The sequence below is a fragment of the Mesorhizobium sp. M0514 genome (assembly GCF_040321145.1).
Classification (GTDB): domain Bacteria; phylum Pseudomonadota; class Alphaproteobacteria; order Rhizobiales; family Rhizobiaceae; genus Mesorhizobium.
Genome location: NZ_JAMYQZ010000025.1, coordinates 46,207 through 72,558, shown reverse-complemented (window position 1 = coordinate 72,558; position 26,352 = coordinate 46,207). Strand labels below are relative to the sequence as shown.

Sequence of the window (26,352 nt, the reverse complement as noted above, 5' to 3'; positions counted from 1 at the left end):
TTTCTGGCTCGCGGATCACTGTGGCCGCGGATCGGGCCTGTCGGGCTTGTCATGAGGGGTGTTGTTGCCTTCACGGCACGGTGTGCCGATGCCGCAGCATTTGCCGTTGTAGGTGACACCGGGCTTGGTCTTCTCGCATTCCCTCGGCGGTGCCGTCTGACACCCTGCCAGCACCGAAACCGCGATGGCGGCGAGAAATGCGTTTCTTGAAGTGATAAACATTGACGTTCTCCTTGATGGACCGTGTTTGCTACACACCGCTTGGTCGCGGGCGGCAGCGAAATGGTTCAAGGAAAATTGGAATCAGGCCGCGCCGAGGCGGACATCACCCTTCTCAATATGGTTGAGAAACCACGCATATGTCTGTTCCAATCCATCGCGAAGCGCGTAGCGCGGGCGCCATCCCGTCGCAAACAGCCGCGAAACATCCATCAACTTGCGCGGCGTGCCATCTGGCTTGGTCGTATCGAAGGCGATATCAGCCTCGACGCCGGCGACCGATGCGACGGTCTGGGCAAGCTCGGCAATGGTGACATCCTCGCCCGAACCGACATTGACGTGGCTGTCGCCGGCATAATTCTTCAACAGCCAGACCAAGGCATCGGCGGCGTCGTCGACATGCAGGAATTCACGCCGTGGCGTGCCCGAGCCCCAGACCTCGAGGCTGTTGCCGCCGCTCAGCGCCAGTGCATGCGCCTTTCGCATCAGGGCCGGCACGACATGGCTGGACTGGAGATCGAAATTGTCGCCAGGACCGTAAAGGTTGGCCGGCATCGCCGAGATGTAGTCGACGCCATGCTGGCGCCGATAGGCCTGGCACAGTTTGAGCCCGGCGATCTTGGCGATGGCATACCATTCATTGGTGGGTTCGAGCGGACCGGTCAGCAGCGCGTCTTCCCTGATCGGCTGCGGCGCGAGCTTTGGATAGATGCAGGACGAGCCGAGAAACAAAAGCTTGCCGACCTCGCTGCGAAAGGCGCCGTCAATGACATTGCCCTGCATAACCAGGTTTTGCTGCAGGAAATCGACAGGGAACCGGTCATTGGCCAGGATACCGCCGACTTTGGCGGCCGCCATCACCACCGCATCCGGCCTGTGCTCGGCCATCCAGCGCCGCACCCCCGCTTGGTCGAGCAGGTCGAGCTTGTCGCGCGATATGGTGAGTATCTCGCAGTCCTCGCTCGCCAGCCGGCGCACGACGGCCGAACCGACCATGCCACGATGCCCGGCGACGAAGACACGCTTGCCTTTCAGATCAAATGTCGCGTCCATGAACCTGCCTCACGCAGAACGGCTGTTCTGCCGCGTGCCGCCGGCGGTGCGCGCCAGATCGGCCTGCACCATTTCCGCCACCAGATCCCTGAAGCCGGTCGTGTGCGACCACCCCAGCCTGGCTTTGGCCTTGGCGGGGTCGCCGAGCAGCAGGTCGACCTCGGTCGGCCGGAAATAGCGCGGATCGATGCGCACCAGGACAGTGCCCGAACCGGCATCGACACCGACTTCATCGACACCCGCGCCTTGCCAGCGGATGGTGCGGCCGGTCTCGGCAAACGCCAGCTCGACGAATTCGCGCACCGAATGCGCCTCGCCGGTCGCCAGCACGAAATCGTCGGCTTCGCTGTGCTGCAGAATGCGCCACATGCCCTCCACATAGTCGCGCGCATGGCCCCAATCACGCTTGGCGTCGAGATTGCCGAGATAGAGCGTGTCCTGCAGGCCATGATGGATCGAGGCGACGGCCCGCGTAATCTTGCGGGTGACGAAGGTCTCGCCGCGTGTCGGGCTTTCGTGGTTGAACAGGATGCCGTTGGCGGCGAACATGCCGTAAGCCTCGCGGTAATTGACCGTGATCCAGTAGGCGTAAAGCTTGGCCGCTGCATAGGGCGAGCGCGGATGGAAGGGCGTCGCCTCGCTTTGCGGGACCTCGCGCGCCTTGCCGTAAAGCTCCGACGTCGATGCCTGGTAGAAGCGCACCGACTTCTCCAGGCGCAGGATGCGGATCGCCTCGAGCAGCCTGAGTGTTCCCAGCGCATCGGCATTGCCGGTGTATTCCGGCGTCTCGAAACTCACCTGGACATGACTCTGGGCGCCGAGATTGTAGATCTCGCCGGGCTGTGTCTCCTGCACCAGGCGAATAAGGTTGGTCGCGTCGGTCAGGTCGCCATAATGCAGGAAGAAACGCGCACCGCGCTCGTGCGGATCGACATAGATGTCGTCAACGCGCTCGGTGTTGAACGAGGACGAGCGGCGTTTGACGCCATGGACAATATAGCCCTTCTGCAGAAGCAATTCTGCGAGATAGGCCCCGTCCTGCCCGGTAACCCCGGTGATGAGCGCCACTTTTTCCGTCATTGCCGCTCCGTCCGCATCCAATCCCGGCAACCGAATACAGATTTGGCGCGAGAACGCAAATCCCCCATACGGGGGACAGGTTTCAGCCAGCGATTGTGTCGTTCTCAGGCACCTGCAACCGCGCAGAAATGCTTCATCCTGGCCAGCGCAAGCTCGGGATCGGCGAGCAACCCTGCCTGGTCGGCAAGGCGGAAGATGTCGGCATAGTGCAGGATGCCGCGCGCCGACTGCATGCCGCCGACCATGGCGAAATGGTCCTGATGGCCGTTGAGCCAGGCAATGAAGACGATGCCGGCCTTGTAATACTCCGTCGGCGCCTCGAAGATCTTGCGCGACAACGGCACTGTCGGCGCCATCAGCGCGTCAAATCCGGCGCGGTCGCCGTCAGCCAGTTTCGCGAGCGCCGCACTGGCGACTGGCGCGATGACGTCGAATATGCCGAGCAAGGCGTGCGAGTGCCGCTTCCCGTCGCCGGCAATCAGTTCGGGATAGTTGAAATCGTCGCCGGTGAACATGACGACGCCTTCCGGCAACCGGTTGCGCAAGGCAACTTCCTTGCCGGCATCGAGCAGGGAAATCTTTATCCCCTCGACCTTGCCGGCATGGCGCTCGATGATGGCGACGACGGTGTCGAGCGCGGCCTCGAAATTGCCGCTGCCCCAATAACCTTTCAGTGCAGGATCGAACATGTCGCCCAGCCAGTGCAGGATGACCTTGCCGGATGCCTGGCTGAGGATGCGATCGTAGACCCTGATATAGTCGTCCGGACCCTTTGCGACCGCTGCCAGCGCCCGGCTGGCCATCATGATCGCCTTGCCGCCCTCGCCTTCAATGAAAGCGAACTGCTCCTCATAGGCGGCGATCACATCTTCGAGTGATCTCGAATTGGCCGGCGCCAGATGATCGGTGCCGGCGCCCGAGGAGAGGTCTGCGCCTTCGACGCTGCGCGCCTCGGCGATCGAGCGGCGGATCAATTCCTGCGCATTCGCCCAGTCGAAACCCATGCCGCGCTGGGAGGTGTCCATCGCCTCGGCGATGCGGAAGCCAAGCCGCCACAAATGATGCCGAAACGCCATCGTCTTGTCCCAATCGACCGCAGGCTTCGACCAGGGGTCGGTCATCGCGAAAGGATCGGCGACGACGTGGGCCGCGGCATAGGCGATGCGCGGGAAAACCGCACCGATTACGGGCTCGACCGGACTGCCCGCGAGCTTGTAGCTGACGCGGCCGCCATTCTGCGTAGGCAGGGTGATATCCATGGCAACCTCCGTTTTCGGCATCCTATAAATGGAACGTTCCAATAAATCAAGAACCTTTATGATTGCGGCGATTGAACCGGTCCAAATGCCGAAGAAGGCTAAGAGTCCTTGCTAGGAACCACATTCATCACCTTTTCGACCTCCGCAAGAATCCCGATTGACTCTCGGTTGGCAGAGTGATTAGAACGTTCCAATAGATTTGCCCATCTAAGCGGAGGAAACCACCGACATGGCCAGCCGGGCCAAGGCAACGATCCTGGACATCGCCCGCGAGGCTGGTGTGTCCAAATCGACGGTGTCGCTTGTGCTGCAAGGCTCAGGGCTGATCCGGCCTGAAACCGCGGTCAAGGTTCGCAAGGCGATCGAGGATGTCGGCTATGTCTACAACCGCGGCGCCGCCAATCTGCGCAAAGCCCATTCCAACGTCATCGGCATGGTCATCAACGATCTCACCAACCCCTTTTTCGCCGAGCTGGCGGTCGGCATGGAGCGCGTCTTCCAGTCGGCCGGCATCGTGCCCTTCATCGCCAACACGGCGGAGAACCCGGTGCGCCAGGAAGAAGTGCTGAAGTCGCTGATGGAACAGGGCGTCGCAGGCCTGATCGTGTCACCGGCACGCGGCACCACGCCGGGCGCCTTCCGTCGCCTCGAGATGGCGGGCGTGCCGGTCGTCTTCGCCATGCGCCGCCTGCCGGACAGCCGCATCCCGGTGATCGCTCCTGACAACCATCGCGGCGCGTATCTCGCCGCCGCCCATCTGATCGGCAAGGGCCATCGCCGGCTGGCCTTCTTCGGCGGCACCTCCGACCTGGTCGTCTATCAGGAGCGCCTGGGCGGTTTTCGTGAAGCTTGCGAAACATTGGGCATTGCCAGGCGCGACGTGCTTGTCGTCGAAGGCGAGACCAGCCGCAGGGGCGGCATCGCGTGCCTGGAAACCGCCCTTGCCATGGCCGAGCCGCCGACGGCGGCACTGTGCTTCAACGATGCCGTCGCCTTCGGCGTCATGCTGGCGCTGCGCAAGCGCGGGCTGGAGCCCGGCGCGGACTTTGCCGTCGTCGGCTTCGACGACGTGGTCGAGGCCGAGCATTATATGCCGGCGCTGACCAGCGTCTCGGTGGACACACCCGGCCTCGGCGAACGCGCCGCCCACGTCATGCTGAAGATGATCCAGTCGCGCATCACGCATGCCGAGGACCATATCGGCGCCGTCAATCTGGTCGTCAGGGACAGCTGCGGTCCCGATCGCGGCACCCAGGACACATCAGCAGGAATGGGAGACGCGGCATGAGCGTCAAATGGGGACTGATCGGCGCCAGCACGATCGCCAAACAGTTCATGATCAACGCCATTCGCGCGCAAGAGGGTGGCGAAATATCAGCGGTGATGAGCTCCAGCCCGGAGCGCGCCAAGACCTATGCCGATGAACACAACATCCCGCTTGCCGTCTCGACGCTCGATGACCTGCTCGGCGCCGACATCGACGCCGTCTACATCTCGACCACCAATGAACTGCATCTCGAACAGGCGCTGGCCGCGATCGACGCGGGAAAGCATGTTCTGTGCGAAAAGCCGCTGGCGCTGAACAGCGCCGACGCGCGCACAATGGTCGCCGCCGCCAAGGAAGCCGGTGTCGTGCTTGGCACCAATCATCATCTGCGCAATGCCGGCGCCCACCGCGCCATGCGCGACGCCATATCAGCCGGCCGCATCGGCAAGCCGATTGCCGCGCGTGTGTTCCATGCCGTCTATCTGCCGGAGAACCTGCAGGGATGGCGCATCACCAGACCGGAAGCCGGCGGCGGCGTGATGCTCGACATCACCGTGCACGATGCCGACACGCTGCGCTTCGTGCTCGGCGACGACCCGATCGAGATTTCGGCCTTCACCCAGTCGGCCGGCATGGCCGGCAGCGGGCTGGAAGACGGTGCCATGTGCATCTGGCGCTTCAGGTCCGGTTTGATTGCCCAGTCGCATGAAGGCTTCACCACGAAGTTCGCCGATACCGGCTTCGAGGTGCATGGTTCCGAAGGCTCGCTGATCGCTAAAAATGTGATGACGCAGAAGCCGGTCGGTTCGGTGCTGCTACGCACCGCCAAGGGCGAGGAGGAACTGAGCTTCGACCGCGAAGACCTCTACGTCAGGTCGCTGCGCCAGTTCCATGCCGCTATTAGCGGCGCGGGCCAGCCCTCCGCAACCGGCGAGGACGGCGTCTGGTCACTAGCCTGCGCCGAAGCAGCGTTGCTGTCCGGGAAATCCGGCAAGGCGGTTGCCATCGAGCCGAAACTCGGGAGCGCCAAGTGAGCAAGCTCGTCTCCGCTCAGCAGGCCGCCAGCCTCATCAAGGACGGCATGACCGTCTCCGTCTCATCATCGAGCGGCCTCGGCTGCCCGGATGCCGTGCTGGCTGCCATCGGCGAGCGCTTCGACGCTGAAGGCCATCCGAAAGACATCACCACGCTGCATCCGATCGCCGCCGGCGACATGTATGGCATCAAGGGCATCGACCATCTGGCTAAGCCTGGCCTGTTGAAGCGCACGCTCTGCGGCTCCTATCCCTCGGGCCCCTCCTCGTCCGAGCCGCCGCAGATATGGAAGATGATCGGCGACAATTCGGTCGCCGCCTACAATGTGCCGTCGGGCATCCTGTTCGACATGCACCGCGAGGCCGCCGCCAAGCGGCCGGGTGTGCTGACCAAGGTCGGCCTTGACACTTTTGCCGACCCGCGCCACCAGGGCTGCGCCATGAACGCGGCGGCAAGCGAGCCGATCGTCTCGGTGCAGCAGTTCGACGGCGAGGAATGGCTCTATTTCCGCTCGATCGCGCCTGACATTTCGATCATCCGCGCCACCACCGCCGACGAGCGCGGCAACCTCACTTACGAGCATGAAGGCGCCTATTTGGGCGGCCTCGAACAGGCGCTCGCCGCCCGCAACAATGGCGGCATCGTCATTGCGCAGGTCAAGCGCGTCGTCGAGAACGGCACGCTGAAGCCGCATGACGTGCGCGTGCCCGGCGTCCTGGTCGACCACATCGTGGTGGCGCCGGACCAGTTGCAGACGACGTTGACGCCTTACGACCCGGCGATTTCGGGCGAGATCTTCCGGCCGTTGTCCAGCTTCCGCAACGCTGAGATGAACGTCCAGAAAGTAATCGCGCGCCGCGTCGCCATGGAATTGCGCGACGGCATGGCGGTCAACATTGGCTTCGGCATCTCGGCAAACGTGCCGCGTATCCTTCTCGAGGAAGGCCAGCACGGCAAAGTCACCTGGGTGATCGAGCAGGGCGCCGTCGGCGGCGTGCCGCTGCTCGACTTCAAGTTCGGCTGCGCTTCCAATGCCGAGGCGATCATGCCCTCGCCGCACCAGTTCATCTATTTCCAGGCCGGCGGCTTCGATGCCTCGCTGCTCTCCTTCTTGCAGATCGACCGCCATGGCTCCGTCAACGTGTCGAAACTCTCGGCCCGGCCACATGTCACCGCCGGGGCCGGCGGCTTTGTCGACATCACGGCACGGGCGAAAAAGATCGTCTTCTCCGGCTTCTTCAATGCCGGCGCCAAGCTTTCGCTCGCCGATGGCGGCATCCGCATCGACGCGGAAGGCAAGGTCAAGAAGGTGGTCAACGAGGTCGAACACATCTCCTTCTCCGGCAAGCGCGCCGTCGCGCAAGGGCAGGACATCACCTACGTCACCGAGCGCTGCGTGATGAAGCTGACGCCGGACGGTCTGATGGTGACGGAACTGGCGCCCGGCATCGACCTCGAACGCGATGTGCTGGCGCAGTCAGAGATTCCGCTCGGCATCGCCAACGATCTCAAGGTCACGCCGGCGGCTCTCTATCAGGACCGTCCGATTGGCCTGTCGCTGAATGGTGGCGCTTCGCTCGGAGGCGCGCATGGCTGAGCGCCTCGTCACCTTCGAGCAGGACGGCGCCATCGGCATCGTCACGCTGCGCCGGCCGGAGAAGTTCAACGCGCTGGACATTCCGATGCTGCGCGCGCTCGAGACAGCGCTCGACGAAGCCGAAATGGCTGAAGGCGTGCGCGTCGTGCTGATCCGCGGCGAAGGCAAAGGCTTTTGCGCCGGCGGCGACGTCGAGGCCTGGGCACAAATGAGCGCTGCCGACTTTCAGGTGCAATGGGTGCGCTACGGCCACCGTGTCTTCGACCGACTGGCGCGGCTGCGGCAGCCGACCATCGCGGTGCTTTCCGGCCATGCGCTGGGTGGCGGGCTGGAGCTGGCGGTCGCCTGCGACTTCCGTGTCGCCGAAACGCAGGTGAAGCTCGGCTTTCCCGAGACATCGATCGGCGTCGTCCCCGGTTGGTCCGGCACGCAGCGCGCCGTGCGCCGCTTTGGGGCCCAGATCGTGCGCCGCATGGCACTCGGCGGCGAGCTCTTTGCCGCCTCCGACGCGCTTGCCCTCGGCGTCGTTGACCGCGTGGTCGAGACCGGCCAGGCGCTGGCAGAGGCCAGGACTTGGGCCGAAAAAATCGCCGGGCGCGGGCCGCTCGCAACCGAAGCCGCCAAGCTGATGATCGCAGTCGCCGAAGGCGAGGAAAGTGCGGCCGCCACCGAGGCGCTCGCCAGCGGCTTCGTTGCGCTGACCGGCGACCTCAAAGCCGGCGTGAGCGCCTTCAAGGCCAAGCAGAAGCCGGCCTTTTCGAGATCCTAGAGAAAGCATGATGAACGCACCGCTCAACATTTCCATGCCGGCCGAGGCGTCCAAGGCGCCGAAGGCTTACAAGCTCCTGATCGACGGCAAGCATGTCGATGCCCGTGACGGCCGCACGATTGCGCGCAACAGCCCCGGCCATGGCTTCACCGTTTCGCTCTATGCGCAGGCCGGCGAGGCCGAGGTGGAGGCGGCCATGCAGGCCGCGCACAAGGCATTCGAGACCGGCCCGTGGCCGCGCACGAAGGCGGCCGAGCGCGCCGCCATCCTGCTCAAGACGGCCGACCTGATCGAGGCCCAGCGCGAAGACATCGCCCGACTCGATGCGCTGGAATCCGGCAAGCCGATCGCCCAGGCGCGCGGCGAGATCGGCGGCGCCATCGACATCTGGCGCTATGCCGCCTCGCTCGCCCGCACGCTGCACGGCGAAAGCTACGCCAATCTCGGCGACGCCATGCTGGGCGTCGTCCTGCGCGAGCCGATCGGCGTCGTCTCGATCATCACACCATGGAATTTCCCCTTCCTCATCGTCAGCCAGAAACTGCCCTTCGCGCTCGCCGCCGGCTGCACGGCGGTGGTCAAGCCGAGCGAAATGACCTCGGCCTCGACCTTCGTGCTCGGCGACATCCTGATGCAGGCCGGCCTGCCCGCGGGCGTCGTCAACATCCTGGCCGGCCTCGGCGCCGATGTCGGGGGGCCGATGGTCAGCCATCCGCTGGTCGAGATGGTGTCGTTCACCGGCTCTACCCGCGTCGGCAAGATGACCATGGCTTCCGCCGCGCAGTCGCTGAAGAAAGTCTCGATGGAGCTCGGCGGCAAGAACGGCCAGATCGTCTTCCCCGATGCCGATCTCGAGGCGGCCGCTGACGCAGCAGTGTTCGGCGGCTTCTTCAACGCCGGCGAATGCTGCAATGCCGGCAGTCGGTTGATCGTGCATGAAGCCATCGCCGACGATTTCCTCGCCACTGTCAAGGCCCTGACCGCCAAGGTAACGGTCGGCGACCCACTCGACGACCGAACCAAGGTTGGCGCGATGATTTCCGCCGACCATCTGACCAAGGTCGCAGATTGCGTTGCGGCAGCAGCAAAAGACGGCAGCAATGTCTATAGCGGTGGCGGCCAATTGGCGTCCAATGCCGGCCAGTACCTCGATCCGACCATCATTCGCGGCGTTACCGAAGACATGGCTATTGCGCGCGAGGAAGTGTTTGGCCCGGTGCTCTCCGTGCTGACTTTTGGATCGATTGAAAAGGCGTTGCACATCGCCAACAACACGCCCTATGGTCTGTCGGCAGGGGTGTGGAGCGCCAGCATCGACACTTGTATGTCGGTGGCGCGTGGTGTGCGTTCGGGGACCGTTTGGGTGAACACATTCATGGAAGGCTTTCCCGAGCTGCCATTCGGGGGCTACAAGCAGTCCGGCATCGGACGCGAACTCGGCAAACGCGCTGTCGAGGATTATACCGAGGAAAAGACAATCCAGTTTCATCGCGGCCAGCGCACCGGTTGGTGGGTCGGCTGAGTTTGGAAGAACCCGGTGGGCTTCCACCGGTCGTGTAATGCAACAAGGGAGGTAGAACATGTTGCGCAAAATGCTTATCGGAACGGCTCTGGCGACGGCCTTTGCTTTCTCGGCCCATGCCGAGGACGTCAAGGAAGTGCAGATGCTGCATTGGTGGACGTCGGGCGGCGAAGCGGCTGCTCTCAACGTCCTCAAGGGCGACCTTGCCAAGGAAGGCTATGCCTGGAAGGACGTGCCGGTGGCCGGTGGTGGCGGCGACGCCGCCATGACTGCGCTGAAGGCGATGGTCGCGGCCGGCAATTACCCGACCGCGTCGCAGATGCTCGGCTACACCGTGCTCGACTATGCGGCGGCCGGCGTCATGGGCGACCTGACCGAGACGGCGAAGAAGGAAGGCTGGGACAAGTCGGTTCCGGCAGCCCTGCAGAAGTTCTCCGTCTATGACGGCAAGTGGGTCGCTGCTCCAGTCAACGTCCACTCCGTCAACTGGCTGTGGATCAACAAGGCGGTGATGGACAAGATCGGCGGCACCGAGCCAAAGACCTTCGACGACTTCGTCGCCTTGCTCGACAAAGCCAAGGCGGCTGGCGTTATTCCGCTCGCCCTTGGCGGCCAGAACTGGCAGGAAGCCACCATGTTCGACTCGGTTGTGCTGTCGACCGGCGGACCTGAGTTCTACAAGAAGGCCTTCAACGACCTCGACGACGAGTCCCTCAAGTCGGACACGATGAAGAAGTCGTTCGACAACCTCGCCAAGCTCGTCACCTATGTCGACCCGAACTTCTCGGGCCGCGACTGGAACCTTGCCACCGCCATGGTCATCAAGGGCGATGCCCTGGTGCAGGTGATGGGTGACTGGGCCAAGGGCGAGTTCAACGCCGCCAAGAAAACGCCGGGCACCGACTTCCTGTGCTATCGCTTCCCGGGCACGGAAGGCTCGGTGGTCTACAACTCCGACATGTTCGGCATGTTCAACGTTCCGGACGACCGCAAGGCCGCCCAGGTCGCGTTGGCCACCGCCACCCTGTCGAAGAGCTTCCAGTCGGCCTTCAACGTCGTCAAGGGTTCGGTTCCCGCCCGTACCGACGTTCCGGACACCGACTTCGACGCGTGCGGCAAGAAGGGCATCGCCGACCTGAAGGCTGCCAACGAAGGCGGCACACTGTTCGGCTCGCTTGCCCAGGGCTATGGCGCGCCTCCGGCGGTCGCCAATGCCTACAAGGACGTCGTTTCGAAGTTCGTCCACGGTCAGATCAAGACCTCGGACGAAGCCGTGACCGAACTGGTCAAGGCAATCGACGACGCCAAGTAAGCGCTGGCCAGAAACACACCTTCCCCGCTTCGGCGGGGAAGGTGTCACCTAAGGATTGGCCAGCTGGCGCAATTCCAGGAAAAGTGTGAGCGGTTTTCCGGCCGGAATTGCGTAAAAGAAAGAGTTAGAGAGGTTCGCCGTTTCCGTGAAACGGTGAAAGCACTCTTGAACACCATGCCGACCAGAGACCCGTATGCACGGGGCCGCCTTGCCGCCTGACGGCAGAGCACGGACGACCCGAACGGGAGGAGCCTCATGAGCAGTGTAGCGACGACCCAGATCAAGCTGACACCCGAGCGGTCTCGCCCCTCCGTGCGCGCGCGACTGCAGGACGCGCTGCCGAAGATCGTGCTGGCGCCGAGCTTCGCCATCACCATCGTCTTCGTCTATGGCTTCATCCTGTGGACAGTCTATCTGTCCTTCACCAATTCCAAGACCTTCCCGTCCTATGTCATTACCGGACCACGCGCGTATCTACGGCTGTGGGGCTGGACGTTCGACTCCGACCCGCCATCGAGCTGGTACACGTCGATCGTCAATATGGGCATTTTTGGCTTTCTCTACATCGCCATCTGCCTGGCGCTCGGCCTGTTCCTGGCCATCCTGCTCGACCAGAAGATTCGCGGCGAAGGCGTGTTGCGGCCGATCTATCTCTACCCGATGGCGCTGTCCTTCATCGTCACCGGCGTCGCCTGGAAATGGTTCCTCGACCCCGGCCTCGGTCTTGAGCAGACCTTGCATCAGTGGGGCTGGACGAGCTTCCATTTCGACTGGATCAAGAACAAGGATTTCGTCATCTACACGGTGGTCATTGCCGGCGTCTGGCAGGCCTCCGGCTTCATCATGGCGATGTTCCTGGCCGGCCTGCGTGGCATTGACGGCGAGATCATGAAGGCGGCGCAGATCGACGGTGCCACCACCTTCCAGCTCTACCGCCGCATCGTCATTCCGCTGCTGCGGCCAATCTTCCTGTCGGCCTTCATCGTGCTCGCGCACCTTGCCATCAAGTCCTACGATCTCGTGGTGGCGCTGACCAGCGGCGGCCCCGGTGGCTCGGCCTGGCTGCCGTCCAACTTCATGTATGAGTACACCTTCAAGCGCAACGAAATGGCCGTCGGCTCGGCCAGTGCCGTGATCATGCTGATGACCATCGTTGCCATCATCGTGCCTTATCTCTATTCGGAACTCAGGGAGAAGCCGCGATGAGCGCTGTCGCCACCCCTGCCCGCCCCGCTGCTTCCCAAAAGGCCTCCGGCGGCATGAGCACCAAGACCCTCAACCGCATCGTCATCTACGGGCTTCTGGCGCTGTTTGCGCTGTTTTATCTGATGCCGCTGTTCGTCATGCTGGTGACCTCGTTCAAGACCATGGACGAGATCCAGAACGGCAACATGCTGGCGTTGCCCACGGCGCCGACCTTCGACCCGTGGCTGAAGGCCTGGGGCGAGACCTGCGTCGGCCTCACCTGCGCCGGCATCAAGGGCTATTTCTGGAACTCGATCAAGATGGTGGTTCCAGCCGTACTGATCTCGACCATGCTCGGCGCGCTCAACGGCTACGTCTTGACCAAATGGCGTTTTCGCGGCGCCACGCTGGTGTTCGGGCTGATGCTGTTTGCCTGCTTCATTCCGTTCCAGTCGGTGCTGCTGCCGATGGCGACCATCCTCGGCAGCCTGGGACGTTTCGGCGTGAAGCTGCAGAATGCGACGGGTACGAGTTTCGGTCTCGGCAATCCGACGGTCAACCTGGTCTTCGTCCATGTCGTCTACGGCATCGGCTTCACTACACTGTTTTTCCGCAACTATTACGAGGCATTCCCGAACGAGCTGATCAAGGCCGCACAGGTCGACGGCGCCTCCTTCTTCCAGATCTTCCGCCGCATCATGCTGCCGAACTCGATGCCGATCTTCGTCGTCACCGTCATCTACCAGTTCACCAACATCTGGAACGACTTCCTGTTCGCTTCGGCTTACGCCGGCACAGGCGACTCCATGCCGATGACGGTGGCGCTCAACAACGTCGTCAACACCTCGACCGGCGTCGTCGAATACAACGTCAACATGGCGGCCGCGATGATCGCGGCTCTGCCCACCCTGATCGTCTATGTCGTCGCCGGCCGCTATTTCGTGCGCGGGCTGATGGCTGGCGCGGTCAAGGGCTGATCAATTCGGAAGGAACGACCATGGCTTTTCTGGAAATTGATGGGCTGAAGAAGCGCTTCGGGAATGTCGAGATCCTGAAGGGCATCGATGTCGAGCTCGAAAAGGGCGGCTTCCTGGTGCTGGTCGGCCCGTCCGGCTGCGGCAAGTCCACCTTGCTCAACACGATTGCCGGCCTGGAGCAGATCACCGAGGGCGAAATCCGCGTCGACGGCCGCGCCATCAACGATCTGCACCCATCCAAGCGCGACATCGCCATGGTGTTCCAGAGCTATGCGCTCTATCCGAACATGACGGTGGCCGGAAACATCTCCTTCGGCATGGAGATGCGCGGCGTGCCGGCCGACGAACGCCAAAAGGCGATCGACAAGGTGGCCAAGGTCCTGCAGATCGGCCACCTCCTGCAGCGCAAGCCGAGCCAGCTTTCCGGCGGCCAGCGCCAGCGCGTCGCCATGGGCCGGGCGCTGGTGCGCGACCCCAAGCTGTTCCTGTTCGACGAGCCTTTGTCCAACCTCGACGCCAAATTGCGCGTTGACATGCGCATCGAGATCAAGCGCCTGCATGCCACCACCGGCACAACCATCGTCTACGTCACCCACGACCAGATCGAGGCGATGACGCTGGCTACCAAGATCGCCGTCATGCGCGACGGCGAGGTGCAGCAGTTCGGCACCCCGGCCGAGATCTACAACAACCCGACCAATTTGTTCGTCGCCGACTTCATGGGTTCGCCAGCGATGAACCTGATCCCGGCGACCATTGCCACGTCGGGCAATGCGCTGTCCGTCGTGTTGGAGCGCGAGGCGCGCGAGCCGATCACGCTGCCGATGGCCAACGCGCCGGCGGGTCTTTCGGCATTCCAGGGCAAGCCGATCATCTTCGGCGTGCGCCCGGAAGCGCTGACCGATCCGGAAGGTGCGGAACGCAACGCCTCCAACATTGCCACTGCCGACCTGCACATCGAAGTGGTCGAGCCGGCAGGGTCCGACACGTTCGCGGTGACCAACCTCGGCGGCAAGGGCGTGGTGGCGCGGTTGCGGGCCGACGCCAACATCCAGCCGGGCACCAGCACGCCGCTCGCCTTCAACCTGACCAAGGCCGTGTTCTTCGATCCGGCGACCGAACACCGCATCCGCTGATCGAGATGGTCAGCCCCGATATCGTCATCATCGGCTCCGGTATCGGCGGCGCTACGATCGCCTCCGGTCTGGCGGGCAGCGGTGCCTCGATCCTGATGCTGGAGCGCGGCGAGCCCTTGCCGGCAACGCCGCATGCCCGCGACACGCGCTCGATCTTCGTCGATGGCCACTACCGTCCGAAGGAGATGTGGCGCGAGCCCGGCGGCGCCGCCTTCAACCCCGGCAATTACTACTATGTCGGCGGCAATTCGAAATTCTACGGCGCGGTGCTGATCCGCTACCGCAAAGAGGATTTCGCCGCCATGGAGCACTTCGGTGGCGTCTCGCCGGCATGGCCGTTTTCCTACGATGAATTCGAGCCTTGGTATTCGAAAGCCGAGCAGCTGTTTCGCGTCCGCGGCTCGCTCGGCGAGGACCCGACCGAACCGTTCCACTCGATCCCCTATGCTTTCAAGCCGGTGCCCGACGAAGCGCCGATTGCGCGCGCCCGCGCTGAGTTGAAAGCCCTCGGCCTGCATCCGGCCTCGCTGCCGCTCGGCGTCGACATCGACACCTGGCTGAAAGAGGGCAAGACCGGCTGGGACGCATTCCCCAATACCGCCCAGGGCAAGGTTGATGCGCAGACCGGACCGCTGACGGCGGCACTCAAGGACAGCAATATCCGACTCGAAACCGGCTGCCATGTCGAATATCTCGAAGCGTCGTCCGACGGCAAAAGCATCGCTGCCGTTCACTACCGTCAGAATGGCGAGCTGAAGAAAGTCGCGCCGAAGCTGGTCATCCTGTCCGCCGGCGCGGTCAATTCCGCCGTCATCCTGCTGCGCTCGCCGTCATCAGACGGCAAAGGCCTCGCCAACAGCTCCGACCAGGTCGGCCGCAATTTCATGAACCATAATTCGAGCGCCATGCTGGCGATCGATCCGCGCCGCAGGAACGACAGCGTCTACCAGAAGACGCTGATGCTGAATGACTACTATCTCTCCGACGGCAAAGGCGGCAAGCCGCTCGGCAACGTCCAGCTGCTCGGCAAGATCGACGGCAACATGTTGAAGGCCAACGTCAAACGCGTGCCGAAATTCGCGCTCGATTACATGGCCGGTCACGCCGTCGACTGGTATCTGATGTGCGAGGATCTACCCGATCCGGAAAGCCGCATCATGGTCGACGGCAAGGACATCGTCATGCAATGGCGGCGCTCCAACATGCAGTCGTTGGACGGGCTGACCAAGCTGATGCGTGAGAACTTCCGCGCCTGCGGTTATCCCATCGTGCTGTCGCGTCCCTTCGACAAGCGCACGCCCTCGCACCAGTGCGGCACGGTGAAAATGGGCGACGATCCGGCGACGTCGCCGCTCGACCCTTTCTGCCGCGCCTTCGACCACCCGAACCTGTTCGTCGTCGACGCCAGTTTTTTGCCGAACTCGGCCGCCGTGAATCCGGCGCTGTCGATTGCGGCACAGGCGCTCCGCGTGGCCGAGCATATTCGCCGAACGGACCTCGCGGCATGACCCGCCCCGCAGCAATCGTCACCGGCGGTGCGCGCGGCATTGGGCTCGCCTGCGCCGAGGCGCTGGCCGGGGCCGGCTTCGACATTTTGATCGCCGACCTTGCCGAACAAGCGCCGGACGAACTGGCCGCCAACATCACCGCACGGGGTGCGGAGTTCGCCTATGTCCGTTGTGATATCGCCAACCTCGAGGATCACACGGCCCTCGTCGACGCCGCCATACGTGCCTTCAGCCGCATCGACTGCCTGGTCAACAATGCCGGCATCGGCGCCGTGGTGCGCGGCGATCTGCTGCAGCTGAAGCCCGAGAATTTCGACCGTGCGCTGGACGTCAATCTGCGCGGCACAGTCTTCCTTAGCCAGGCCGTCGCCAAGGCGATGCTGGCGGCTCCCAGCAATCATCCGCGCTCGATCATCACCATCACCTCGGTCAGCGCCGATATGGCCTCGCCGGAACGCGCCGACTACTGCATCTCGAAAGCCGGCCTTTCGATGTGGGTGAAGAACCTGGCGCTACGGCTTGCGCCGGAAAACATCGGCGTGTTCGAACTGCGGCCGGGCATCATTCGCACCGACATGACCGCGAGCGTATCAGCCAAATACGACGCGCTTATCGACAGCGGCCTGGTGCCGGCAAAACGCTGGGGCGAAGCATCGGACATCGGCGCCGTGGTGGCGACGCTTGCCGCCGGCAAGCTCGGCTTTTCCACAGGCTCGATTATCAATGTCGACGGCGCGCTCTCCGTGCCTCGACTGTAGGTGGATAGAGTTATGACCGACTACATCATCGTAGGTGCCGGCCCGGCCGGCTGCGTTCTGGCCAACCGGCTGAGCGAGGATCCAGCGAATTCCGTGCTGCTGCTCGAGGCCGGCGGCAAGGACTGGCACCCCTACATCCACATGCCGGCGGGCTTTGCCAAGATGACCAAGGGCATCGCTTCCTGGGGCTGGTCGACTGTGCCGCAGAGGCACATGCAAGACCGCGTCTTCTGGTATACGCAGGCGAAGGTGGTCGGCGGCGGCTCGTCCATCAATGCCCAGATATACACGCGCGGCAACGCTCGCGACTACGACGCATGGGAGAAGGAAGAGGGCCTCGCGGGCTGGGGCTATCGCGACGTGCTGCCCTATTTCAAGCGCGCCGAGAACAACCAGCGCTTCGCCAACGATTTTCACGGCGACCAGGGGCCGCTCGGCGTGTCGAACCCGATTTCGCCGCTGCCGATTTGCGAGGCCTATTTCCGCGCCGGCCAAGAGATGGGCATCCCCTTCAACCCGGATTTCAACGGCGCTAGCCAGGAAGGCGTCGGCTACTACCAGCTCACCCAGAAGGACGCCCGGCGCTCATCCGCTTCGGTCGCCTATTTGAAGCCCATCCGCGCGCGCAAGAACCTGACGGTCCGAACCGATGTGCTGGTCACCCGCATCGTCGTCGAGAAAGGCCGCGCCATCGGCGTCGAGATCGCCGACAAACCCGGCGGCGAGAAGACCATCATGCGCGCCGAGCGCGAAGTGATCGTCTCGTCCGGCGCCATCGGTTCGCCGAAGCTGTTGATGCAGTCGGGCATCGGCCCGGCTGATCACCTGAAATCGGTCGGCGTGACGCCGGTGCATGATCTGCCCGGTGTCGGCTCCAACATGCAGGACCATCTCGATTTGTTCGTCATCGCCGAATGCACCGGCGACCACACCTATGACAACTACGCCAAGCTGCACCGCACCGCGTGGGCCGGCTTGCAGTATCTGCTGCTGAAGAAAGGGCCGGTCGCCTCCAGCCTGTTCGAGACCGGCGGCTTCTGGTACGCCGATCCGACCGCCGCCTCGCCCGACATCCAGTTCCATCTGGGACTCGGCTCCGGCATCGAGGCCGGCGTCGAGAGGTTGAAGAACCCCGGCGTGACCTTGAACTCGGCCTTCCTGCGCCCGCGCTCGCGCGGCACGGTGCGGCTGAGCAGCGCCGACCCGGCCGACCACCCGCTGATCGATCCCAACTATTGGTCGGACCCTTATGACCGCGCCATGTCGATCAAGGGCCTCAGGCTTGCGCGCGAGATCATGCGGCAGAAGGCGCTTGCACCTTACGTGTTGCGCGAGGTGCTGCCCGGACCATCGCTCGCCAGCGACGACGAGCTGATCGACTATGCCTGCCGCACCGCCAAGACCGACCATCACCCCGTAGGCACCTGCCGCATGGGCCATGACGATATGGCGGTGGTCACACCGGACCTGCGCCTGCGCGGCATCGAGGGCCTGCGCGTCTGCGATGCCTCGGTGATGCCGCGCGTGCCTTCTTCCAACACCAATGCGCCGACCATCATGGTCGGCGAAAAAGGCGCCGACATCATCCTCGGCCGCGAGCCGCTTCCGCCGGCGGTGTTCTCCGGCAATCGGGCCGCATAGCCACTTAGGAGAACGAACCAATGATCAGACACTGCGTCTTCGTACGCCTCCGCAGCGATGTGCCCGCCACGGAGCGCACGGCAATCCACGCCGATCTCGAAGCACTGCGCTCCGTTGTCGACGGCATGGACGCGGTCCACTTCAGCGCCAATGTCAGCCCGGAGCCGTTCGCGCGCGGCTTCAGCCATGCCTTCACCATCGACTTCCGCGATGCCGCCGCCCGCGACGCCTATCTCGTGCATGAAGCGCATCAGCGCGCCGGCGCCCGATTGGTCGCAGCGCTCGAAGGCGGCACCGACGGGCTGATGGTGTTCGATCTCGACATTACGAAAAAGTGACCGCGCTTCTTTCGAAAGCCGGCTGACGCCTGTTCTCTTTTGCGCCCCAAGGAACATATCGTTCCCCGGGGGCGTTTAGGAGGAACGTCGTGGCTCTCACCGCGCAGCAGAAGAAAACCGTCCTTGCCTCCTTCCTCGGCTGGACCCTCGACGCTTTTGATTTCTTCATTCTGACGTTCCTGCTCACCGATATCGCAACCGAATTCAACACTGACGTCCCGCAGTCTCCAAAGCGTTGTTCCTGACGCTGGCGACACGCTTCATCGGCGCCTTCTTCTTCGGCAGGCTGGCCGACAAATATGGCCGCAAGCCCATTCTGATGCTCAACATCGTCAGCTATTCGGTGGTCGGCGCGCTGGCTGCCTTCTCGCCCAATCTCGGCATTTTCCTGGCGCTGCGCGCTCTGTTCGGCATCGCCATGGGCGGCGAATGGGGGCTGGGCAGTTCGCTCGCCATGGAGTCCATTCCGCCCAGTGCCCGCGGCATGGTCTCGGGCATCCTGCAATGCGGCTATCCCACCGGCTACCTTCTGGCGGCCGTGGTTTACGGCGTGCTTTACGAGCAGACGATCGGTGGTTACACGATCGGCTGGCGCGCCATGTTCCTGCTCTCCTTCCTGCCGGCACTGATCGTGCTCTTCATCCGCTCGCATGTGCCGGAATCGCCGGCCTTCGTCGAGGCGCAGAAGTCCGTCAGACCTGGCGTTCTTGAAACGCTGCGGAAGCACTGGGGCGTCGCCGTCTATGCGGTCGTGCTGATGATGTTCTTCAATTTCTTCAGCCACGGCACGCAGGACCTCTACCCGACCTTCCTCAAGAAGCAGCATGGCTTCGACCCGCACACGGTGAGTTGGATCACCATCGTCGCCAATATCGGCGCCATCGTCGGCGGGTTGGCGTTCGGCGCACTGTCGGAGAAGATCGGCCGCGTCAGCGCGATAACGCTCGCCTGCCTGATTGCCTTGCCCTCGATTCCGCTCTGGGCCTTCAGCTCGACACCGTTCATGCTGGCCATCGGCGCCTTCGTCATGCAGGTCGCGGTGCAGGGCGCCTGGGGCGTCATCCCGGTGCATCTTAACGAGCTGTCGCCCGGCGCCGTGCGGGCAACCTTGCCCGGCTTCATCTACCAGGCCGGCAATCTCGCGGCGTCCTATGGCGGTCCCTACCAGGCCGGCATCGCCGAGACGTCTGGAGGCAGCTATGGCTACGCGCTGGCGCTGTTTGCCGGCGTGGTCGCCGTCTGCATCATCGTCGTCATCCGCTTCAGTCCGGAACGGCGCGGACAGGTGATGACGGTGCTCGGCTGAAGTATCAGGCTCTCAGCCCAGTCTGAGGGCCACGACACCGGCGACGATGCTGAGCGCGGCGGCGCCGCGCCAGCCTGTCATCTTCTCGCCGAGCGCGAAAACCGAGATCATCATGGCAAACAGGATCGACGTCTCGCGCAACGACGCCACCGAGGCGATCGGCGCCTTGGTCATCGCCCACATGACGATCCAGTAGGCCGCGCCGCTAAGCACGCCGGTGAACAGGCCTGCCTTCCAGTCGCGCGCCAGCACGGGCAGCGCCTTGGGCCCGCGAAAGATGAGGCACAGCACCAGCGCCCACGTGGCATCGCAGATGAACAGCCATGCGGCATAGCTCGTTGCCGTTGCGGCCAGCCGCGCGCCGCTGCCGTCGGAGAGCGTGTAGCTGGATATGAAGATCGAAGTGCCGAGCGCAAAGCCGACCGCCCGCACATTGATCCGCTCCAGATGCGCGCCGCCGCGAAACGACATCACCAACGTGCCGGCCGACAGCAGCAGGATGCCGAGGATGGCGAAAGGCGCCGGCATCTCCTGCACCACGACAACGCCGCCGAGGGCGGTCAAAAGCGGCGCCGTGCCGCGCGCCAGCGGATAGGTTTGGGCGAAATCGCCGGCCTTGTAGGCGCCGATCAGGAAAGTCCGGTAGCCCATGTGGAAAATCACCGAGGCGATGATGAAAGGCCACACTTCGGCCTTCGGAAACTCGACGAAGGGCAGCACGAAAAGCGCGGCAAACCCCATGCCCAGTGTCATCAGCGTGATCGACAGGAAGCGATCGAGATGGACCTTGACCAGCGCGTTCCAGATCGCGTGCATGGCGGCGGCGGCAAGCACCGCGAAGAAGACGAAAAGCGTCATCGAGGGCTCACCGATCTCCCGAGCTCAAAGGCGTTTCGAGATCGATATCGATCCGGACCGGAAAATGGTCTGAAGCGATCTCGCCTATATCGGCACTGACCGAGCGCACACGGTCGGCGAACATACCGCCGACGAAGCAATGGTCGAGCCGGCGTTTTGCCACTTTCCCGTCGATAGTTTTCACATGGGTGTGGTAATCGGCAGCCGGCTCGCTAGCGACGGCAGCGGCATCAACAAAGCCGTCGAGATAGGCCGCCCCGCGATGATAGGGCGTGCTGCCGACGATGCGGCTGTATTCGGCGCTGCCAGGCTCCATGTTGAAATCGCCCATCCAGATCGCCGCCGTCGGGTTCTCCGGCTCGGCCTCGCCGCTGGTCCAGTTGCGCGAAGGCTCATCGTCCGCGCCGCTCCACGGGCCGCCCTCGGACGGCGCGCGGCGATGCTCGGCCAAGAGATAGTCGATCTGCTCCAGACGCTCCTCCGCCGCGATATGGGCGAGATGCAGCGACAGGACCCTTACCGGTCCGGCCGGCGTGCGGATCATGCATTCGAGCGCGGCGTTACGCGTGTTGAGCGGCCGCAGCGTGCGGCGCATGGGCAGCGCGTGCAGCCGCGACCAGGCGATCGGCAGCTTCGACAGCAGCATGGTGCCGAACTGGCGGCGGCGGTTGACGACCCGGCCGTCGCGCTGCTCACTGGCGTCCATGTCGAAGGCCGGGCCATAGACCCAGTAATAGCTAGGCAGCAGCTTGGACAGGACCTCCGGCTGGTCGTCCTCATTGGTGCGCTGCCAATGCCGCTCGACCTCCTGCAGCGCGATGATATCGGCGCCGTCGACCAGCTTGGTGCAGCGCGAAAGATCGTAACGGCCATCGCCGCCGAACCCGTACTGGATGTTGTAGCTGACCAGCTTCATTGCTTATCCGGCTCAATTTCGCTTTGGCAGTAGCGGTTCGGCAGACGGGTTGCAATGTACCGGCACGACGGCGGAACTGGGCCAGCGTCTATGATGTGGTCAGCGGCTGGAACCGGCCCGCCGGCGATGCCGCCAGTTCGGCCCAGTCGATCTCTTCCTCCAGCCGGTGGTAGGCTTCGTCGCCGATCGTGCCGTTGCTGCGCAACTCCTCGAGCGTGTCGCGCTGGCGGTTGATGGCATAGAGGCGCAGCCGGTCGTATTCGGTCGCGGCCTGAGCGTCCTCCGGGTTTTCCGCAATCAGGCGCTGCGCTTCATACTGTTCGCGCACGACGGCGGCGGCCGCAGATGTCTTGCGGCTCAGCACGTCCAGTGCTGCCTGCATGATGGCGACGCGCGCCTGCGCCACCTCATTGTCGACGGTTCTATCGGGGTCGAAGTTGATCCAGCGCAGCAGCGGCTTCAGCGTCATGCCTTGCAGCACCAGCGTGCCCAGCACCACCGCGAAGGCGGCAAGCACGATCGGGTCGCGGCCGGGAAAATCGGCCGGCAGCGCAATGGCCACCACCAGCGTCACCAACCCACGCATGCCGCACCAGCCGACAATGACGGCGCCGCCGAACGTCGGCAATTCCCGCCTTGCCTCTTGGCTGCCGAAGCGGGCAAGCCACCGGATGATCGCGACGTAACTCGCCACCCAGACAAGGCGCGCGACGATAACGACGACCAGCACCGTTGCGGCGAAAAGGAATGCTTCGCCTTGCCCGTCGCCGGCCAGCCTGCCAACGATCGTGCGTGCCTGCAGGCCCATCAGCACGAAAGCCAGCACGTTGAGCACGAACACCGCCGACTCCCAGACCGAATAGGTGCTGACGCGGCGTCTCGCCGACGACTGGCGCGGCGCCCTGCGCGCAATGGTTATGGCATAGACGACGATGGTGATGATGGCGGAAAGGCCGAGCCTGTCGGCGATGATCCACACGGCGAAGGTTCCGGCAAACTGCACCACCGTGCTGCTCGCCGCATCCTCGATGCGGCCGAGCGCCAGCAGCGAGACGCGGCCAAACAGATAGCCCGCGATCACACTGCCGATCGTTGCCAGCAGGATCACCGGAACGGCGTTGCTGAGCATGATCGTGCCAAGCGCGGCCGAAACCGCCAGCCGGTAGATCAGCAGCGCCGTGGCATCGTTGAGCAGGCTCTCGCCCTGCAGGATGGCGGTGATGCGGTGCGGTACCTTGAACTGGCTGAGCACGGCGGATGCGGCCACCGCATCCGGCGGCGCGACGATGGCGCCAAGCGCGATTGCCGCCGCGATCGGCAGGCCGGCCATCTTCCAGCCGACCAAGGCAACCACCACGGTGGTGAAGACCACGGCGCCCAGCGCGAGCAACGCGAGCGACAGCCGGTAGCGCTTGAGGTCGCGCAGCGACGTGTCATAGGCGGCGTCGAGAAGCACCGGCGCGATGAACAGGGCAAGCGCCAGCTCCGGATCGATCTCGATCGTCGGCGCACCGGGTACGAAGGCAATCGCGACGCCGGCCAGAGCCAGCAGGGACGGATAGGGAATTTCCAGCCGCCGCGACAGCGCCGTCAGCGCGACGGCAGCCAGAAGCAGGATGAGGGTAAGTTCGAATAGCGCCATGGCCCATCGTAGCGGCGAAGCGGCATCATGGGCAGTGGCTGGATGGCAAGATGCTGTTGATTATCCAGCACTCGGGGTCCGGCAATGATACGGCCGTTCATCGCGCCAGCTCGAATCGACCGCCTCGGTCGCGCCAAAATGCTGCTTGCTAGTGCAGCACCAGCATATCGCTTGATGAGAACGATATGTCGGCCTTCTCGCCGACCGCGGGCGGTGGCGTTGCCGGGCTGTTGAAGGTGTCGAGCGACACTGTGTTGCCGCCGATGCCGACGCGAACGCGAATGACTGAGCCGAGGAAGTGCACTTCGGAGATTTCGCCCGACAGGCTTGAATCGCGCCCGGGTTGGCGTCCGAGCGAAATCGCCTCCGGTCGCAGCGCCAGCGACAGCGTGTCACCGGACTTCGAGCCGTTGAGCTTGCCCATTAGCGAGACTTCCTGCGTGTTGACGCGCACCTTGCCGGACGCGGCATCGGTGACAGTGCCTTCGAGCACGTTCAGCGTGCCGACGAAATTGGCGACGAACTTGGTCGCCGGCCGGTTGTAGATCTCGAACGGGGTGCCGACCTGCTCGGCCTTGCCGCCATACATCACCGCGATGCGGTCCGAGATCGACAGCGCCTCTTCCTGGTCATGTGTGACGAAGATGGTAGTGATGCCGAGCTTCTTCTGGATCGAGCGGATTTCCTCGCGCAGCGAGACGCGCACCTTGGCGTCGAGCGCCGACAGCGGCTCGTCGAGCAAAAGCAGCTTCGGCTTCGGCGCGATGGCGCGGGCCAGCGCGATGCGCTGTTGCTGGCCGCCGGAGAGCTGGTAGGGATAGCGGGCGGCCATCTGCGGCAGCTTGATGATGTCGAGCATCTCGGCGACCCGGGAATCGATCTCTGCCCTTGCCATGCCGGCGACCTTCAGGCCGAAGCCGATATTTTGCGCCACGGTCAGGTTCGGGAACAGCGCGTAAGCCTGGAACACCATACCGACATTGCGCTGGTTGGGCTTCAGCCTCGTGATGTCCTTGCCTGCGACGACGATCTTGCCCGCCGACGGCTCTTCGAAACCGGCGACCATGCGCAGCACGGTGGTCTTGCCGCAACCCGATGGCCCAAGGAAGGAAACGAACTCGCCCGGCTCGACATCAAGATTGAAATCTTCGACCACGGTGGTGGCGCCGAAGGATTTTCGCACATGCTGGATGGAGAGGAATGGTTCGGCCATGGCTTTTTCTTTCGATCAGTACTTTGTCGATCAGTTCGGGCGGTTCGCCGATCTCGGCGCGAAACGGGACAGGATCTGGATCAGCGACATACAGCCCCAGGTGATGGCGAAGGCGATGATGGCAAGCGCCGCCGGCTCATAGGCGCGGTTGGCGCCAACGTTTTGCAGATAGGGACCGAAGGCGGGCCGGTTGAGCAAGCTGGCCATGGTGAATTCGCCAATGACGATGGCGAAGGTAAGGAAGGCGCCCGACAGCACGGCGATCAGCACATTGGGCAGGATCACACGACCAATGATCGTGCCCCAACCGGCGCCAAGGATCTGCGCCGCTTCGGTCAGCGTCCTGACGTCGATGGTGCGCAGTCCGGTATCGACCGCGCGATACATGTAGGGCAGCGCCAGCATTGCATAGCCGATGACCAGCAAGGCATTTGTGCCCATGTCGGTCGCCAGGAACGGCAGCGGCGAATTCGAACCGTACATCCTGATATAGCCGAAGACGATGACGATGGCGGGAATGACCAGCGGCAGCAGCGTGATGAACTCTACGATCGGCCGCAGTTGCGGCAGGCGCAGTCGAATCCAGTAGGCGGCGGGCACCACGATCAACACGCCCAGAATGATGGTGAAGATGGCGGCAAGCACTGAGTAGCCAAAGGTCGCCTGAAAACGAGGGTCGCCAAGCACGATCTGATAGGCGTCGAAGGAATAAGCGCCGCGCCGCATGCGCAAGGAAAATTCCACCGTCGCGATCAGCGGAATGAAGAAATAGGCCGCGCCCAGCCCGAAGACGACCCAGGCCCAGAATTTTCCGGACTTCATTTCAGCCACCTCTCCGAGCGCGTCCGGAACCAGATGTAGAAGACATTGGCCAGCCCGGTGATGACGATCATACCGAAGGCGATCGCATAGCTGAGATGGGCATTGTGCAGCACGTCACCGCGGATCTGCGCATAGAGCAGGATCGGCACGATGTTGAGGGAGGAGCCGGTCAGCGCATAAGCGGTGGCGATCGCGCCGAAGGCATTGGCAAAGAGCAGGATGACCGTGCCGAGGAAGCTTGGCCAGATCACCGGGATCACCACCATGCGCCAGTATTGCGCCTGGGTGGCGCCGAGCGTCGCGGCGGCCTCGCCCCATTCCTTCTTCAAACCGTCGATCGCCGGCGTGATGATGACCACCATCAGCGGGATCTGGAAATAGACATAGGTCAGCGTCAGGCCCCAGAACGACAGGATGTTGAAGCCGTGTGCGTAGATGTTGAGGCCGAACACCGTGTTCAGAAGCACCGTCGCGAGACCGAGCCGTCCCAGTGTCGCGAGGAAGGCGAAGGCCAGCGGTACGCCGGCGAAATTGGAAGCAACGCCGGAAAAGGTTAGCGTTGCCGAGCGTATCCACTCCGGCAGGCCGCCGCGCACGATCGCGATGGCGATCGCAAGCCCGGCCAAGGCGCCGATCAGCGCCGAGGAAAGGCTGACCTTGAGCGAGATCCAGTAGGCGGCGACAATCGATGGCTGCGCCAGTGCTGCTATGTTTTCGAACGTGAATTCGCCGGCATCGTTCTGGAATGCACCCAGCATCAGATAGAGCGTGGGTAGGATCAGGAACATGATGGCGAAGATGAAGAATGGCGCAACGCCGAGCCATTGCGTCGGCAGTCGCATTGCACGCGCCTGGCTGGGGGGCGCGGTCTTCCCGGCAACTGCGTGATCGGAAAGCGAGATATCTGTCATGCGCCGGCTACCGTCTCCGAGGAACACC

Annotated in this window: 23 protein-coding genes and 1 pseudogene; 14 read left to right on the top strand and 10 right to left on the bottom strand. The window is 63.5% G+C overall.

Annotation, left to right across the window (positions count from 1 at the left end; all coding sequences use genetic code 11):
- Window positions 1-15: 15 nt before the first annotated feature.
- The 4 genes from NKI61_RS13165 to NKI61_RS13150 form a co-directional block, all read right to left on the bottom strand.
- A complete protein-coding gene (locus tag NKI61_RS13165) occupies window positions 16-222 on the bottom strand; it encodes a hypothetical protein (RefSeq protein ID WP_023710933.1) in 207 nt (68 codons plus the stop codon).
- An 81-nt stretch (window positions 223-303) separates the two neighbouring features.
- Window positions 304-1,272, bottom strand: coding sequence for a GDP-L-fucose synthase (fcl, locus tag NKI61_RS13160; protein ID WP_352839718.1), 969 nt, complete (start codon window positions 1,270-1,272; stop codon window positions 304-306).
- A 9-nt stretch (window positions 1,273-1,281) separates the two neighbouring features.
- Window positions 1,282-2,352 (bottom strand): GDP-mannose 4,6-dehydratase, encoded by a 1,071-nt coding sequence (gene gmd, locus NKI61_RS13155; RefSeq protein ID WP_352839716.1) that lies wholly within the window; start codon window positions 2,350-2,352, stop codon window positions 1,282-1,284.
- 104 nt (window positions 2,353-2,456) lie between these two features.
- The gene (locus tag NKI61_RS13150) at window positions 2,457-3,611 is read right to left on the bottom strand and encodes a dihydrodipicolinate synthase family protein (protein ID WP_352839714.1); all 1,155 of its coding nucleotides are present in this window, start codon (window positions 3,609-3,611) and stop codon (window positions 2,457-2,459) included.
- Window positions 3,612-3,840: 229 nt separating this feature from the next.
- Between NKI61_RS13150 and NKI61_RS13145 the strand changes: the two genes are divergently transcribed.
- The 14 genes and pseudogenes from NKI61_RS13145 (at window position 3,841) to NKI61_RS13080 (ending at window position 19,962) form a co-directional block, all read left to right on the top strand.
- Complete coding sequence (locus NKI61_RS13145) at window positions 3,841-4,899, top strand: LacI family DNA-binding transcriptional regulator (RefSeq protein WP_023725194.1); 1,059 nt, start codon at window positions 3,841-3,843, stop codon at window positions 4,897-4,899.
- On the top strand, window positions 4,896-5,912 hold the full coding sequence (locus tag NKI61_RS13140) for a Gfo/Idh/MocA family protein (protein ID WP_352839713.1): 1,017 nt from the start codon (window positions 4,896-4,898) through the stop codon (window positions 5,910-5,912). The genes NKI61_RS13145 and NKI61_RS13140 overlap by 4 nt, the downstream gene beginning before the upstream one ends.
- A complete protein-coding gene (locus tag NKI61_RS13135; protein ID WP_352839711.1) occupies window positions 5,909-7,510 on the top strand; it encodes an acyl CoA:acetate/3-ketoacid CoA transferase in 1,602 nt (533 codons plus the stop codon). The genes NKI61_RS13140 and NKI61_RS13135 overlap by 4 nt, the downstream gene beginning before the upstream one ends.
- A complete protein-coding gene (locus NKI61_RS13130; RefSeq protein WP_023671185.1) occupies window positions 7,503-8,279 on the top strand; it encodes an enoyl-CoA hydratase/isomerase family protein in 777 nt (258 codons plus the stop codon). The genes NKI61_RS13135 and NKI61_RS13130 overlap by 8 nt, the downstream gene beginning before the upstream one ends.
- A 10-nt stretch (window positions 8,280-8,289) precedes the next feature.
- Entirely contained in the window at window positions 8,290-9,801 is a 1,512-nt protein-coding gene (locus NKI61_RS13125; RefSeq protein WP_352839722.1) for an aldehyde dehydrogenase family protein, read from the top strand.
- A 58-nt stretch (window positions 9,802-9,859) separates the two neighbouring features.
- Entirely contained in the window at window positions 9,860-11,113 is a 1,254-nt protein-coding gene (locus NKI61_RS13120) for an ABC transporter substrate-binding protein (protein WP_032888198.1), read from the top strand.
- Window positions 11,114-11,368: 255 nt separating this feature from the next.
- Window positions 11,369-12,319, top strand: coding sequence for a carbohydrate ABC transporter permease (locus NKI61_RS13115; RefSeq protein ID WP_023671182.1), 951 nt, complete (start codon window positions 11,369-11,371; stop codon window positions 12,317-12,319).
- The gene (locus tag NKI61_RS13110; protein WP_023671181.1) at window positions 12,316-13,275 is read left to right on the top strand and encodes a carbohydrate ABC transporter permease; all 960 of its coding nucleotides are present in this window, start codon (window positions 12,316-12,318) and stop codon (window positions 13,273-13,275) included. Before NKI61_RS13115 ends, NKI61_RS13110 begins: the two co-directional genes overlap by 4 nt.
- 20 nt (window positions 13,276-13,295) lie before the next feature.
- Window positions 13,296-14,411 carry an ABC transporter ATP-binding protein gene (locus tag NKI61_RS13105; protein ID WP_023671180.1) on the top strand — a complete coding sequence of 372 codons (1,116 nt, stop codon included), beginning with the start codon at window positions 13,296-13,298 and terminating at the stop codon, window positions 14,409-14,411.
- Between the two features lie 5 nt (window positions 14,412-14,416).
- Complete coding sequence (locus NKI61_RS13100; RefSeq protein ID WP_352839710.1) at window positions 14,417-15,919, top strand: GMC oxidoreductase; 1,503 nt, start codon at window positions 14,417-14,419, stop codon at window positions 15,917-15,919.
- Window positions 15,916-16,677: a 3-ketoacyl-ACP reductase gene (locus NKI61_RS13095; protein ID WP_352839709.1), complete on the top strand. Its 762-nt coding sequence runs from the start codon at window positions 15,916-15,918 to the stop codon at window positions 16,675-16,677. Before NKI61_RS13100 ends, NKI61_RS13095 begins: the two co-directional genes overlap by 4 nt.
- A 12-nt stretch (window positions 16,678-16,689) precedes the next feature.
- The gene (locus NKI61_RS13090) at window positions 16,690-18,318 is read left to right on the top strand and encodes a GMC family oxidoreductase (RefSeq protein WP_023740945.1); all 1,629 of its coding nucleotides are present in this window, start codon (window positions 16,690-16,692) and stop codon (window positions 18,316-18,318) included.
- A 20-nt stretch (window positions 18,319-18,338) separates the two neighbouring features.
- Window positions 18,339-18,656 carry a Dabb family protein gene (locus NKI61_RS13085; protein WP_352839708.1) on the top strand — a complete coding sequence of 106 codons (318 nt, stop codon included), beginning with the start codon at window positions 18,339-18,341 and terminating at the stop codon, window positions 18,654-18,656.
- An 89-nt stretch (window positions 18,657-18,745) separates the two neighbouring features.
- Window positions 18,746-19,962: pseudogene (locus NKI61_RS13080) on the top strand (MFS transporter).
- A gap of 12 nt (window positions 19,963-19,974) precedes the next feature.
- Here NKI61_RS13080 and NKI61_RS13075 read toward each other — a convergent pair.
- From NKI61_RS13075 to NKI61_RS13050, 6 genes are all read right to left on the bottom strand, one after another.
- Window positions 19,975-20,820 (bottom strand): EamA family transporter, encoded by an 846-nt coding sequence (locus tag NKI61_RS13075; RefSeq protein ID WP_023701015.1) that lies wholly within the window; start codon window positions 20,818-20,820, stop codon window positions 19,975-19,977.
- A gap of 7 nt (window positions 20,821-20,827) precedes the next feature.
- Window positions 20,828-21,736: an endonuclease/exonuclease/phosphatase family protein gene (locus tag NKI61_RS13070; protein WP_023740943.1), complete on the bottom strand. Its 909-nt coding sequence runs from the start codon at window positions 21,734-21,736 to the stop codon at window positions 20,828-20,830.
- Between the two features lie 88 nt (window positions 21,737-21,824).
- Window positions 21,825-23,378 carry a cation:proton antiporter gene (locus tag NKI61_RS13065; RefSeq protein WP_352536519.1) on the bottom strand — a complete coding sequence of 518 codons (1,554 nt, stop codon included), beginning with the start codon at window positions 23,376-23,378 and terminating at the stop codon, window positions 21,825-21,827.
- A gap of 148 nt (window positions 23,379-23,526) precedes the next feature.
- Complete coding sequence (locus tag NKI61_RS13060) at window positions 23,527-24,591, bottom strand: ABC transporter ATP-binding protein (protein WP_352536518.1); 1,065 nt, start codon at window positions 24,589-24,591, stop codon at window positions 23,527-23,529.
- A 30-nt stretch (window positions 24,592-24,621) separates the two neighbouring features.
- Entirely contained in the window at window positions 24,622-25,413 is a 792-nt protein-coding gene (locus tag NKI61_RS13055) for an ABC transporter permease (RefSeq protein WP_023671171.1), read from the bottom strand.
- Window positions 25,410-26,324 carry an ABC transporter permease gene (locus NKI61_RS13050; protein ID WP_352839705.1) on the bottom strand — a complete coding sequence of 305 codons (915 nt, stop codon included), beginning with the start codon at window positions 26,322-26,324 and terminating at the stop codon, window positions 25,410-25,412. Before NKI61_RS13050 ends, NKI61_RS13055 begins: the two co-directional genes overlap by 4 nt.
- Window positions 26,325-26,352: the final 28 nt, after the last annotated feature.